The organism is Streptomyces sp. Rer75 (assembly GCF_013414305.1).
In the GTDB taxonomy this organism is placed as follows: domain Bacteria; phylum Actinomycetota; class Actinomycetes; order Streptomycetales; family Streptomycetaceae; genus Streptomyces; species Streptomyces himastatinicus.
In genome coordinates this window covers 2166054-2179089 of the sequence record NZ_CP058693.1, presented here as the reverse complement: position 1 = coordinate 2179089, position 13036 = coordinate 2166054, and the positions used below count along the sequence as shown (strand labels likewise).

The window sequence follows — 13036 nt, the reverse complement described above, 5'->3', positions numbered from 1 at the left end:
GTGGGCGTGGCGCGCCCGGGCGGCCGGGAGGCGTGTCCCGGCGGGGTCAGGAGCGGGTGCTCGCGGGCATCCTGCGCCCGACTCCGCACTCGTCGAACCACAGCGAGGTCTCGGCCGTGCGGAAAGAGCCGTCCGGCGCGGGCTCGTACTGCCGGTATCGGTGGATCGCGGTGAGATAGACGTGGACGGTGGCCGCCCAGCCCGTCTCCTCGTTGACCATCAGGTGCAGTTGCTTGTCGTCCTCGGGCAGGATCGGGGTGACCCGGCCGGGCGCGATGGTGAACTCGTCGCCCTGGGCGAGCTTGACCTGTTCTCCCGCGCACCGGGTGACGGCGTACTTGATCTCCTTCGTCTCACCGGTGAGCGCGCTGACCGCGCCGATCGTGTCGTCGTGGTCATGTATCGGGCTCCCCCGTCCCGGCCCCCAGAACACGAGGACGATCTGATAGGGCTCCTCCGGGTCGTTCAGCAGCAGCCGCGTGTAGTTCCCGCTCGGGCTGTACGCCTCGGCGAAGACCTGGTTCTCCGTCGAGGTGGTGAACTCCGCGAGCGGGCGGGAGAGGCCGTCGACGATCTGCTGTTGTGTGAGCTCGTCGGCCTGACTCTTGATCTGTGCGACCGCGTCGATGAGTGTGGTGACGTCCATAGATCACTTCCACTGCGTGAGTCGTTTGGCTCCGCTGGGGGTTGGTCGCGTGGCGGGGTACGGGGCCGCAGGTGGTGCGCACCGGTCGGCGTCGGACGCCGACGCTCCTGGCGGTGGAGACGGCCCGCCCCTGTGCTCCACGGCTCTGCCACGGAGCGGACGACCTCGAGGGGTCGCCGGGCGGGGCACGGCGGCGGACCGGGGTACCGGCGGCTCGTCCCGGGCGTTCCCGTCCGAGGAGCGGGTCGCGTCCGGATGGCGGTACGGACACGACCCGCAGCGGGACGGCGAGCGGAAGGTGGTGGAGTGGACAACGTACGGCGGGGTGTGTGCGGGGTTCCTCCTTTCACACGGGCACCGGTGGTCGGCGGATACCCCGGTGCGTGCGGACGGGGGTGGGTTCGATCTCACCCGTGGGCGGGCGCGCCCACCGCGTCGTTGCCGGGCAGCTCGCCCGAGGCGACCACGGCATCACGGAACGGCTTGCACAGCGCGATGAGCCGTTCCGCGCGTTCGGCCCCCAAGGATCGGTAGGGAGGAGCCGCGGCGGCGTCGGTCGCGTCCTCGATCCGGGAACGCAGCCGCCTGCCCGCCTCGGTCAACCGGCCGGAGGAGTCCAGGAAGCCCGATTCGGTGAGCGCGGTCACCTCCGCGTCCCACTCCTGCTCCGACCAGTCGCGGTGCTCGCGCATCTGCTGCGCCCCGAACAGGCTGCTGCCGGTGGCGGTATCGGTGACCAGGGCCGCGATGGCGCCGACACCGTGGCCGACCAGCGCGGTGATGTGGCCGTCGCCCCGGTGCTCGCGCAGGAGCGTGATGGCGTGCCACAGCACCAGGTGCGGTTCACGGGGCCACGGCAGCTCGGCGTGCGCGGCGTACAGGGGCCGCCCCTCGGGGGAGCATGCCTCGGCGGCGGTTCGGGCGAGTGCGGCCGCCTCGGCGACCTCCGGGCTGCCCATCGCTTCGTCGCCGAGGATGCGGCGCAACGCGCGGTCCACGGCAGTCAGACGGGCCTCGACCACGCGCTCCGGCGGGGCCAGGTCCCACGCCCGGGGCAGATGGCGGGCGACGAGAGCGGGGTTGAAGTTGTAGAACATGGCTGCCACCGCGGCGGAGGAGGCGCGGCCGAGCGCGGCGGCGCGGCCGGCGAAATACGCCATGTGCCCTGGCTGGAGTCCTGTCGAGGTCAATTCCTGTTCGACCTCGGGGGCGAAATAACAGAGCAGGTGTACGGGATCTGTCTCCCGATGACATCGCGCCGCAATTAGCGGAATCGAATCGCTGACCATAATGCGATGCTAGGTTGGCTCGCCGAGCGACGTCAACGGCGCCCCAAAGCAAGGAAAATGATTTAAGCCAAGCCAATGTCGCAAAGTGTCGTCCCGCGACCGGACGGGTACCTGTGGTCGCATGCGGGGGACAGTTCCCCAGATGCGGCCACAGGTACCCGTTGCGGAAATTACTCGCTCACGCGGCTGCCTTCGACAGCACGTCTGAGCTGCTGTTTTAGACACGACGCGCCGCATCACCGTTCGACGGTGCACGAGCTACGCGAACACCGGAGTCAACCTTGCCGTGGAGAAAGGAAAGTGTTTAGTGAGCGTTAGTCAATTGGGCACGGAAGGTCATCCTTACGATGTCTTGGTCGTGGGTGCGCGGTGCGCCGGCGCCCCACTGGGAATGCTGCTTTCCCAACGTGGCTACGCGGTGGAGATGGTCGACCAAAGCGCAGCCGGAACCGATACGGTATCCACTCACTGGATCCGGTGGCCGGGTGTTCAACAGCTCCGTGCGTGGGGCCTCGTTCCAGAATTGGAGAAAACGGGGTGCCCGCCCATTACAAGCGCCTCGCTCGATTTCGAGGGCCGTGTGGTGACGGGCGGACCGAAGGCCGGGGGGACGGAGGCCGTGACCTACGCACCCCGGCGGACCGCGCTGGATGCCCTGCTGGTGGCCGAGGCCCGCGCCAAGGGGGCGCGGCTGCGGGAACGCTTCGCGGTCACCGGTCTCCTCGTCGCCGACGGCCGGGTGGCGGGGGTGCGGGGGGCCGGCCCGGACGGGCCCGTCGACCTGCACGCCCGCGTGGTCGTCGGGGCCGACGGCCGCAACTCGACGGTCGCCCGCCTGGTGAAGGCCCCGGTCCTGGAGGACAGGGGGGTTCTCGCACGCAGCCTCTACGGCTACTGGACGGGTGTCGCGGAAGGGGGGGTGCGGGTGGTGTTCCGCGGTCGGCGCGGCATCTCCCTGTGGCCGACGAACGGCGATCTCACCGTGGTTTCGCTGGTCTTCCCTCCGGAGGAGGCCCCCGGCCCGGGGCGTTCGGCGCGGGATGCGTTCTACATGTCGTCGCTGAGAGAGGTACCCGAGGTCGGGCAGGCCCTGGCGAGCGCGGACCTGGTATCGCAGCCTCGGTCCGCAGCCGTCCGCAATGCCCGCAGACACGCCCACGGCCCGGGATGGGTCCTGGCCGGGGACGCCGGCCACCACAAGGATCCCGTCTCGGCCCAGGGGATCTCCGACGCCTTCGCCGACGCCGCCGTACTCGCCGACGCCCTCGACGCCGGGCTCTCGGGATCCGTCGGGCTCGACGAGGCGCTGGCGGGCTATGCCGCGACCCGCGACGCGCAGCGGCTCGCGGCCTTCGCCTACACCTGCGAGCAGGCCGAGTTGCGTCCCTTCACCGCCGAGTTCCTCGACGACCTGACGCGAACCGCTGCCGACGAGCGGGCCATCGAGGCGTTCGTGAACGCCTTCGTCGGGTGTGATGCCCCGTCGGACGCGGGCTGGCTCGGCGAGTCCCACTAGGAACACGGGCTCCTCCCCTCCGTCGTTGGCGGACGCGGTCAGTGTGCGAGACCCGGGGGAAGCCCCAGGAACAGGCCACCGCTGACCTCGATGAGCTGTCCGGTGACCCACTTCGCGTCATCCGAGGCGAGGAACGCCACGACATCGGCGACATCGGCGGGGGTGCCGATCCGGCCGAGCGCGGTCATGTCGATGATGACCTGCCTGGTTTCCGGCTGCTCCCGCCGCTCGGCCGCGGTCAGGTCAGTGTCCACGGCACCGGGGGCCACGGTGTTCACCGTGATGCCACGCTCGCCCAGCAGGTGCGCCAGGGTCCGGTTCATGGCCACCACCGCGGCCTTGGCCATCGTGTACGCCACGTCCGCCACCGCCACCCGCACCGCCGCGGAGGACACCGACACCACCCTGCTGCCGTCGGCGAGCAGCGGCAGCGCGCGCTGCACCAGGAAGAACGGCGCCCGGGCGTTCACCGCGAACAGCCTGTCGAAGATCTCGGGTGTGGTGGCCTCGAAGAACGTCGTGCTGAAGCCCGCGTTGTTGACCAGCACGTCGAGTCTGTCCCGGCCGCCGTCGGCGAACCGGGAGCCCGTCTCGGCCAGCAGGCCGTCCACCCCGGCGACCGTCGACAGGTCGGCACCGACGGCGAACGCTTCTCCGCCGCGTTCGCGGATGTGCGCCACGGTCTCCTGGGCAGCCCGTTCGTCGTGTCCGTAGTGGACGGCCACACGGGCGCCGTCCGCCGCCAGCCGCTCGGCGATGCCGCGGCCGATCCCGCGCGAGGAACCGGTGACCAGCGCTGTGCGGCCTTTCAGGTCGAGCATGGTGCTCCCTCAGCGAATCGACCGGTCCGCAAGGACCGGGTATGGCCGTATGGTGTTCTGCCGGAAGGGGCCCGGTCCTCACGGACCGGGCGGCGCGCCGGTGTCCGGGGTCAGGCCAGGGAGATCAGGTCGGCGTATGCCTCGCTCCACAGGTCTTCCTCTCCGTCGGGGAGGAAGAGGACCCGGTCGGGGCGCAGCGCCTCCACCGCGCCGCGGTCGTGGGTGACCATGACGACCGCGCCGGGATAGTCGCCCACGGCGGCCAGGACCTCGTCGCGGGAGACCGGGTCCAAATTGTTCGTGGGTTCGTCGAGCAGCAGTACGTTCGCGCCGGAGTGGATGAGACACGCCAGCGCCAGCCGGGTCTTCTCACCGCCGGAGAGCACACCGGTGGGCTTGTCGGCGTCGTCGCCTCGGAACAGGAACGCGCCCAGCACCTGTCGCACCTCGCCGTCGGCCAGCCCCGGGGCCGCGGACGACAGCGTCCGGAACACCGTCGCGGCGGGATCGAGCGTGTCGTGCTCCTGGGCGAAGTACCCCACACGCAGGTTGTGTCCCGGCACCACCCGTCCCCGGTCGGGCCGCTCCTCACCTGCCAGGACGCGCAACAGCGTGGTCTTGCCCGCACCGTTGAGCCCCAGTACGACCAGGCGGCTGCCCCGGTCGACGGCCAGGTCGATCCCGTCGAAGACCGTGTGCTCGCCGTACGACTTGCTCAAGCCGACCGCCGCCAGTGGGATGCGCCCGCAGGGTTCCGGGGTGGGCAGCCGCACCCGGGCCACGCGTTCGGCCCTGCGTGCCGGCTCCAGTTCCCGCAGCATGGTGTCCGCACGCCGGACCATGTTCCGCGCGGCCACCGCTGTCGCCACATGTGAGCGCATCTTCTCCGCCTGCGCGCGCAGCGCCGCCGCCTTGCGTTCGGCGTTGGTACGCTCCCTGGCTCTCCTGCGCTCGGCGGCCTCACGGTCGGCCTGGTAGCGCCGCCAACCGGTGTTGTACACCTCGATCGCGAGCCGTTCGGCGTCGACGTGGACGACCCGGTTCGCCACGGCCGCGATCAGATCAATGTCGTGACTGATCATCAGGAGGCCGCCGGGGAACCCCGACAGGAAGGTGCGCAGCCAGGCGATGGAGTCCGCGTCGAGGTGGTTGGTCGGTTCGTCGAGCAGCAGCGTGTCCTGCTCGGCGAAGAGGATCCTCGCCAACTCCACCCGCCGGCGCTGCCCGCCGGACAGGTCGCCGAGCCGCTGCGTCAGTACCCGGTCGGGCAGCCCGACACCCGCGGTCACCTGTGCGGCGCCGGCCTCGGCCGCGTATCCCCCCAGGACATCGAACTCGTCCTGCGCCCTGGTGTAGGCGCGCATGGCCCGGTCCCGCTCGGTGTCGGACCGGGCTTCGGCCATGGCGGTCTCCGCGGCGCGCAGCGTAGCCATGACGCGGTCCAGGCCGCGGGCGGCCAGGACCCGGTCCATGACCGTCTGGTCCTGGTCGGCTCCGCGCGGGTCCTGTGCGAGGTACCCGACCGGTCCGGTCGCCTTGATGGTCCCGGCGGCGGGCCGCAGTTCACCCGCCATCGTGCGCATGAGCGTCGTCTTGCCCGCTCCGTTGCGCCCGACGAGGGCGACCCGGTCACCGGGGGAGATGTGGAAGTCGACGTCCGACAGCAGCAGACGTGCACCGACACGCACATCCACATGACAAACTGTAATCAATGCATACTCTCCGTGGCTTCCTGAAGGCAGACCTGTCCCTTGAGGCGGGATGGGTCGCTAGGAAACACGCGGAGTCGACATGCGCGTCATGCTAGCAACCTCCTGACGAGACGTGCCAGCCGATTCCTGGTGCGCACGGGGCCCGTGCGGCTCAGCCCACGGCGGCACTCTCCCGCGCGGGCGCGGTGCGCGGGGCGCCCACCGCCGCGGCGGCGCAGACGGCCGCGGCCACCAGGCCGAGCATCCCCATCCCGAGGCCGAACCCCAGGTGCCCCGCCGCGGTGGCGCCGACGAGTATCCCGGCCCCACTCGTGCCCAGTCCGGCCGCGGTCACGTCGCTGATCTGCAGCGCAGACGAGTTCGCTCCCGTCTCGTCCTCGGCGGACTGTTCGAGGATGAGTACGCCGGTGGTGGGAACGGACACCCCCATGCCCAGACCGCCCACGATCCACAGCAGGTACACCGGCCACCCCGGAGCCCCGTCCAGGCACAGGGCGGCCATGCCCACGAAGCAGCACGCCAGGGCGATGAGACCGCACCGAAGCAGCGACGGCCTCGTCATCCTGGTGATCCGGCCCTGCGCCTGGGCCCCGGCCCACCAGCCGATGGATCCCGCGAGCAGGGGCAGGCCCGCGGCCGCGGTCCCGAAGCCGTGGAGCGTGGCGAGGGTCAGCGGCACGACGGACTCCACGGCGTAGAACGCCCCCGCCAGCAGGCCACGCACCGCGATCACGGCGGGCACTCCCCTGCGCAGTCGTGTCGCCCCCCGGGGCAGCAGTTCCCGCAGCCCCGCCACCAGCGCCGGCAGACCCACCCCCAGCAGGAGCACGGCCAGCGGCGTCCGCCCGGCGACGACGGCGTTGCCCCCCGACTGGAGCACGACGACTCCACACCCGGCGAGCAGCGCGAACAGGGGTTTGCGGAATCCGCCCGCCGGGGCGCCACCGGGCGCGGCCGACCTGCGCAGGGCGGGGAGCAGCGCTCCCCCACAGGCCAGTGCCAGTGGCACCAGGCCGAGGAACACCCAGCGCCACCCGGCGTGCGCGGTGATCGTGCCCGAGAGGATCGGCCCGACCAGCGCCGGCACGACGTAGGCCGCGGAGATGATGGCCAGTGCCCGGGGGCGCAGTTCCGGCGGGTAGGCGGTGGCCACGATCTTGAACACCGCGGTCGAGGCCAGCCCGACGCCGATCCCCTGCGCACTCCTGCCGAGGACGAAGAGCGCCATGTTCACTGCGGTTCCCGCCACCAGCAGTCCGACGGTGAACACGGCGATGCCGGTGAGCAGCGGTTTGCGCGGACCGACGCGGTCGCACCACTGGCCCGCCGCGCCGAGGCCCACCAGGTTCATGACCAAGAAGGCGCTGTAGGCCCAGCCGAAGAAGGCGAGTCCGCGCAGCTCGCGCACCGCCGAGGGCATTGCGGTCGCGACCGCCAGCCCCTCGAACGCGAACAGGCTGATGGACACGGCGATGCCGATGCTGGTGAGCCGCCACTGCGGCGCGAAAACGCCAGGGGTACGTGCCACGATCTCCTCACCCAACTGCTAAAGGCGATGCGTCACTTGCTTGATCCGCGTGTACGCCTCGAAACCGTATCGTGACAGATCCTTGCCATGCCCTGACTGACGGAAGCCGCCGTGCGGCAGTTCCGATGGGAACTGGAGATGGGTGTTGACCCATACGGTGCCGTAGGCCAGCTCCGCCGAAAGCCGCATCGCCCGTTGGTGATCGGTGGTCCAGACGGCGGAAGCGAGGCCGTACGGTGAGGAGTTGGCCCGTCGGAGCGCGTCCGCTTCGTCGGTGCAGCGCTCGATGGTGATCACGGGGCCGAAGATCTCCGTACGGGTGATGTCGTCGTCCCCGCGCACTCCGTCGATGACGGTGGGGGCGTAGAAGAAGCCGCGGTCACCCACCTCGTGGCCACCCGTGACCACTCGTGCGTGCGGCGGCAGCGCGTCGATGCACCCCCGCACGCGCGCCAGTTGCTCGGGGTTGTTCAGCGGCCCGTACGCGCTGCCGGGTTCCGAGGGCGGACCGGGGCGCCGTGTCGAGGCCTCCGCCACGAGCGCCTCGAGCAGCGGCGCCTGCGCCGCGTCGGCCACCAGGACCCGGCTGGCGGCTGTGCAGTCCTGCCCCGCGTTGGTGACGGCCCCGGTGACGATGGTCCGCGCGGCGTTGGAGATGTCGGCGTCGGCGCACACCAGGACCGGGGTCTTGCCGCCCAGTTCGAGGTGGGTGCGTTTGAGCGTGGCGGCGGCGCGGGTGGCCACGTCCACACCGGCCGCCACCGACCCGGTCAGCGAGACCGCGGCGGGCACGGGGTGCTCGACCATGAGGCGCCCCGTCGCCGGGCCGCCGCAGACCACGTTGAGCACGCCGGGCGGCAGGATTCGCGTGGCGAGGTCGGCCAGCATGAGCGCCGACGAAGGGGTGGTGTGCGCGGGCTTGAGCACGACGGTGTTCCCGGCGGCTATCGCCGGAGCCGCCTTCAACACCGCCATCAGCAGTGGAAAGTTCCACGGGGCGAGTTGCGCGCACACTCCCACCGGTTCGCGCCGGGTATAGGAGGTGTGCTCCGGTGCGTACTCGCCACCCGCCACACCGTCGAGCAGCCGCGCGGCACCGGCGAAGAAGCGCAGTTCGTCGACGATCCCGCGGATCTCGCCCGCGGCGTCCCGGCTTCCGGTGTCCCTCAGCTCCGCCTCGCCGAACTCGACGGCCTGCCCGGCGACGGCGTCGGCCAGCTCCAGCAGCGCGGACTGGCGGTCGCCGGGTGTGGTCCGCGACCACTCCGCGAAGGCCGACGCCGCCGCGCGCATGGCGCGATCGACGTCTTCCCCTCCGGTGCGGGGTACGCGTAAGTGCGCTTCGCCGGTGCACGGGTCGAGCACCTCGATGTGTTCGGTGCCCGGGACCGGGTCGGCCCGCTTGCCGTTGACGACGTTGCGAACGGTGGGTGCTGTCACGGTGGTGTTCTCCTGTCGGCTCCGAGGAGTCCGTTGTGGGTGGGGATCTGCGGCTGGTGTCGGACGAGCGTGGCGACCGGGCCGGTCCGGTGCTCAGTGGCCGCCGGTGACCCAGAGCGACGTGAAGCCGTGGAAGCCGAGGTTGTTGTTCCAGTTGGTCTCCTGGGGCGGCACGTGCAGGGCCGGCCACCTGCGGTACAGGGCGCTCAGCGCGATCCGTGTCGTCTGACGCACGAGCGGGTCGCCGAAGCAGAGGTGCCGACCGATGCCGAAGGTGAGGTGCCGGTTGGGCAGCGGACGGTCGAGGACCAGCTCGTCCGGGCGGTCGAAGACGTCGGGGTCGCGGTTGGCCGAGGCCACGTACAGCAGCAGGGGCCGCCCCTTGCGTAGCGGGACGACGGTCCCGTCGGAAGCGGTGTACTCGAAGTCCTCACCCGCGACCCGTCCGACGAACGAGACCGGTGTGCACACACGCAGCAGTTCTTCGACCGCGGGACCCACGGTGCCCGGATGCAGCAGCAGATCCCGCTCGGGGGCGGAGACGGCGGCGAGGGCGCGCACGCTGTTGCCGATGAGATACCGGATGGACGCCACGCCCGCGAACAGCAGCAACGCCGCCTGCGCGATCACGTCGCGCTCGGAGAAGCGGTGCCCGTGTACCTCGATCTCCCGTAAGTGGTGCAGCAACCCGCCCGCGGCGCGCGAGCGGCGCGCGTTGTCCTCGGACGCCAGGAAGTCGGCGAGTTGCCGGGTGCTCCTCCTGGTCCGGCGCAGGTGCTCCACCGAAACCGAGGTCGAGCCGAACAGATGCGCGATGTCATCCGTCCAGCGGTTGAGGTCGGCGTGTGCTTCGACGGGGACGCCGAGCACATCGGCGATCACCATCGCGGGCAGTGGGAAGGCGAAATCCGATATGAGGTCGAACCCGGCGGGGTCGACCCGGTCGAGCAGTCCGTCGACGATCCCCTGGATGCGCGGCTCGAGGTACTCGTCGGTGAACGGCACGTAGCCCCGGTTGGCCTGTCGGCGGTTGCGGGTGTGCTCCTTGCCGTCGTGGAACGCCAGCCAGCGGCCGTAGATGTCGAGCATGTCCGCGAACTCCTCGCGCTGCTCGGGCGGGAGGAACCGCAGCGGGACCGCCGAGCGCGCGTTGGACAGCCGCTCGTCCTTCATCAGACGCACACAGTCGGCGTACCGGAACATCAGCCAGGTGCCACCGAAGATCGTTCCGGACATGTGGGCCGGGCTGCGCTCGCGCATCAGCGCGTAGAAGGAGAATGGGTCCTCGATGTACTGGAAGTTGTTGTGGGAGAAGTCATCGATGACTGTCAGGTCGAGTGACACAGCAAGGACTCCCAAGAGGTCGGTGGGAGGGCACTGGGCATCCGATAGCGCCGGAGTTGTCACCGGGGGCTCGGAGCCGGGGCATGAATCCGTGGCTCTCGTAGTGTCACCGTAATATATGTTTCTTCCGCGATTCAAGGCGATGGGATTCCGTCTTCCGTTTCTGGATTCCAGGCGGAATTGCAGTTGTTTTTCGGTCAGCTTCGACAGGCCAACAGACGCCGCCTCACGGGACGGGGGCAGGGGCCGGAGATGCGCGCCGACAAGGCCGAAAGACCCGTGGCGGGAGGTGCCAAGGGAAGGAAAAGCGGCCGGATAGCGCCAACAAACGGCCGGTGCACCTGGCTCAGTTGAGACGGTTGCCCCTTCCCGCGCAGTCGGCGGCCCGACGCGGCAGACCTGCCGCCCGGGTACACCCGCACCCACCGCGGACACCCCTCGCGACCGGGGAAAAGGACATGAAGGCCCGGCCGCCAGGCGGGAGCGGAGGCACGCCGGGGAGGACGGTACGGGTGGCACACGGCCCTGGGGACCGGCCCTTGCGTGCTCAAGTCGCCGCATTTAGCATGGCTTTCCGGTGAGTGGCACTCCGTCGTCTGGCGGGACCCGGAGTCCTCATCCGGTAGTGACCTACGACGCGACTGCCTGACGGGGCTCGCGTTCGTACGTCCCCTTTGTCCTCCTTCTTGTCCTGGCCCTCGCGGCGTTACGCGATCCGCTTTCCGGAACGGGCGACCCTCGCTGCATGATGCGCGGTTCACCCTGTCGCGAAATGCCCTCCGGGAGGGATGCATGCCGTTCGGAGTTGATGCTTTCGTGCGTGCAATCGGTCGCCGGGCATTTATTGACAGCGACATTCTCGATACTGAATACGACCGCGTTTTCTACCCTTCCTGGCAGCTTCTCGGATTCGCCGACGAGGTGCCCGAGCCGGGCGATTACGTCCTGCGCGTGCTCGGCCGGGACGAGGTCGTCGTCGTCCGCGGAGAAGACGGCGAAGTACGCGCGCTGCACAATTCATGCACTCACCGGGGCACCCGCCTGTGCCGTGCGAGCCTGGGCAACACCGCACACCTTCGGTGCAGCTACCACGGCTGGACCTTCGCCAACGACGGCAGGCTGGTCGGCGTGCCCGCGCTCCGGTCGGGGTACCCACCGGACTTCGACCACACCCGTCACGGCCTGCCCACTGCGCGCGTGGCGTGCCGACGCGGGTTCCTCTTCGCCACCTGGGACCCCGAAGCCCCCACCCTGGAGGACTACCTCGGCGAGATCGCCTGGTACCTCGACGCCATCCTCGACTGCGGGGCAGGGGAGTGGGAGGTCTGCGGCCCCCCGCAGCGCGTGCGCGCCAAGGGCAACTGGAAGATTCCCACGGACAACTTCGCGGGCGACGGATACCACATGCGGACCACTCACCAGATCGCGCTCGACCAGGGGATCTATGGCGACACCCTGGCCGACGGCACCCGGGGGCGCGCGGGAACCGACCTCGTCGCGGTCAACATCGCCACCCCGACCGGGCACAGCGTGCGCGCGGGCTACGTCGTCGAGAGTGGGCGCTCCATCGACGACAGGGACCTCACCGCCCCGCAGTTCCCCGGCTACCCGCCCGAGCGGTGGGCCGAACTGGCCGCGGCGCAGACCCCGGAACAGGTGCGGTTCACCTCGCACTGCGAGGTCGCGCACGGGGTGGTGTTCCCCAACACCGTGTTCCTCACCGTCGCGCACGACCGCGCTGTGGGCGAGGACGCCGATCCGCTGACCCGCTACCTGGTCGTCCGCGCCCACGTGCCGGTCAGTGCCCGCGAGACCGAGTGCCTGTACTGGACGCTCGTGCCCACCGCGATGGACCCGGAGTGGCGGCGCCGCTCCTACCGTTTTCAAGCGCGTACCCAGTCCGCGGGTGGAATCCTGTTCGAGATGGACGACTTCGAGAACTTCGCCCGGATCGATGCCGCCCTCGCCCGCTTGGCACCGGGACGGGGAGGGCCCGTGGACCTGACCCTCGGCGTCGGCCGGTCCATCCCGGCCCGGGGATTCCCGGGGCCGGCACCGGCCGAGGTCGCCTCCCTCAGCGAGCACAACCAGCGGGCCTTCTACCGGCGTTGGTCGACGTTGATGGGGGAACTGCCGTGATCGACCAGCCCGACCCGCACCCGCCGACGCGGTTCGCCGCCCGCCCCGAGGAGCTGGCCCGAGGCCCGTTTCCCGACCGCGGCCCACGGCTCACCGGCCTCGACGCGGAGATCACCGCCGTGCTCACGGAGGAGAGCGCCGCGCTGGACGAGGGCGAGCACCAGCGCTGGCTGGACATGCTCGACTCCGCCTTCCGCTACGAGATCCCGGTGCCGCTGCTGCGGGAGGACCCCGCGCTGCCCCGGCACAGCCGGTCCGCCGTGCTGTTCGAGGCCTCCAAGCGGGTGCTCGAGCTGAAGTTCGGCCGTGTCGGACTGCTCCCGGCGTGGTCGGACCGGCCCGCCACCACCACGCGTCACTTCATCGGCTCGGTGCGGGTGTTCGACGCACCCGCCGCCGACGTGGTGCGGGCCGACGCCAACCTCCTGGTCACCAGTAACCGGGGGGCCGAGCACACCGTACTCATCAGCGCCGCGCGCCGGGACCTGCTCCGCGAACACCACGGGCGCTGGTTGCTGCTGCGCAGGTGTGTCCTGCTAGACGTGGAGGTCGCCACCCATGAACAGCTCTCCGTCATCTTCTGAAGGCGAACACCGGGAGG

The 13036-nt window shown here is 70.4% G+C and carries 10 protein-coding genes; 3 read left to right on the top strand and 7 right to left on the bottom strand.

The window, feature by feature from the left end:
- Nucleotides 1-46: 46 nt before the first annotated feature.
- Nucleotides 47-646 carry a cysteine dioxygenase family protein gene (locus HYQ63_RS08890; protein ID WP_179933322.1) on the bottom strand — a complete coding sequence of 200 codons (600 nt, stop codon included), beginning with the start codon at nt 644-646 and terminating at the stop codon, nt 47-49.
- 407 nt (nt 647-1053) lie between these two features.
- Entirely contained in the window at nt 1054-1935 is an 882-nt protein-coding gene (locus tag HYQ63_RS08885) for a hypothetical protein (RefSeq protein ID WP_373689046.1), read from the bottom strand.
- 286 nt (nt 1936-2221) lie between these two features.
- On the opposite strand from HYQ63_RS08885, the gene HYQ63_RS08880 reads away from it, so the two are divergent.
- Nucleotides 2222-3451 carry an NAD(P)/FAD-dependent oxidoreductase gene (locus HYQ63_RS08880; RefSeq protein ID WP_306664816.1) on the top strand — a complete coding sequence of 410 codons (1230 nt, stop codon included), beginning with the start codon at nt 2222-2224 and terminating at the stop codon, nt 3449-3451.
- A gap of 38 nt (nt 3452-3489) precedes the next feature.
- On the opposite strand, the gene HYQ63_RS08875 is transcribed toward HYQ63_RS08880, so the two are convergent.
- The 5 genes from HYQ63_RS08875 to HYQ63_RS08855 all read right to left on the bottom strand — a co-directional run bounded on the left by HYQ63_RS08875 (nt 3490) and on the right by HYQ63_RS08855 (nt 10296).
- Nucleotides 3490-4272, bottom strand: coding sequence for an SDR family NAD(P)-dependent oxidoreductase (locus tag HYQ63_RS08875; RefSeq protein WP_179933319.1), 783 nt, complete (start codon nt 4270-4272; stop codon nt 3490-3492).
- Nucleotides 4273-4382: 110 nt separating this feature from the next.
- On the bottom strand, nt 4383-5984 hold the full coding sequence (locus tag HYQ63_RS08870; protein ID WP_179933318.1) for an ABC-F family ATP-binding cassette domain-containing protein: 1602 nt from the start codon (nt 5982-5984) through the stop codon (nt 4383-4385).
- Nucleotides 5985-6135: 151 nt separating this feature from the next.
- The gene (locus HYQ63_RS08865) at nt 6136-7512 is read right to left on the bottom strand and encodes an MFS transporter (RefSeq protein ID WP_179933317.1); all 1377 of its coding nucleotides are present in this window, start codon (nt 7510-7512) and stop codon (nt 6136-6138) included.
- 18 nt (nt 7513-7530) lie between these two features.
- On the bottom strand, nt 7531-8952 hold the full coding sequence (locus HYQ63_RS08860; RefSeq protein ID WP_179933316.1) for an aldehyde dehydrogenase family protein: 1422 nt from the start codon (nt 8950-8952) through the stop codon (nt 7531-7533).
- A 93-nt stretch (nt 8953-9045) separates the two neighbouring features.
- On the bottom strand, nt 9046-10296 hold the full coding sequence (locus HYQ63_RS08855; protein ID WP_179933315.1) for a cytochrome P450: 1251 nt from the start codon (nt 10294-10296) through the stop codon (nt 9046-9048).
- An 816-nt stretch (nt 10297-11112) separates the two neighbouring features.
- Between HYQ63_RS08855 and HYQ63_RS08850 the strand changes: the two genes are divergently transcribed.
- Together HYQ63_RS08850 and HYQ63_RS08845 are read left to right on the top strand one after the other, a co-directional pair.
- Entirely contained in the window at nt 11113-12435 is a 1323-nt protein-coding gene (locus HYQ63_RS08850) for an aromatic ring-hydroxylating dioxygenase subunit alpha (protein WP_179933314.1), read from the top strand.
- Complete coding sequence (locus tag HYQ63_RS08845; protein WP_179933313.1) at nt 12432-13019, top strand: aromatic-ring-hydroxylating dioxygenase subunit beta; 588 nt, start codon at nt 12432-12434, stop codon at nt 13017-13019. Before HYQ63_RS08850 ends, HYQ63_RS08845 begins: the two co-directional genes overlap by 4 nt.
- Nucleotides 13020-13036: the final 17 nt, after the last annotated feature.

Coding starts and splice junctions, on each gene's coding strand:
- HYQ63_RS08890 (WP_179933322.1), bottom strand. CDS start 646: ATGGACGTCACCACACTCATCGACGCGGTCGCACAGATCAAGAGTCAG.
- HYQ63_RS08885 (WP_373689046.1), bottom strand. CDS start 1,935: ATGGTCAGCGATTCGATTCCGCTAATTGCGGCGCGATGTCATCGGGAG.
- HYQ63_RS08875 (WP_179933319.1), bottom strand. CDS start 4,272: ATGCTCGACCTGAAAGGCCGCACAGCGCTGGTCACCGGTTCCTCGCGC.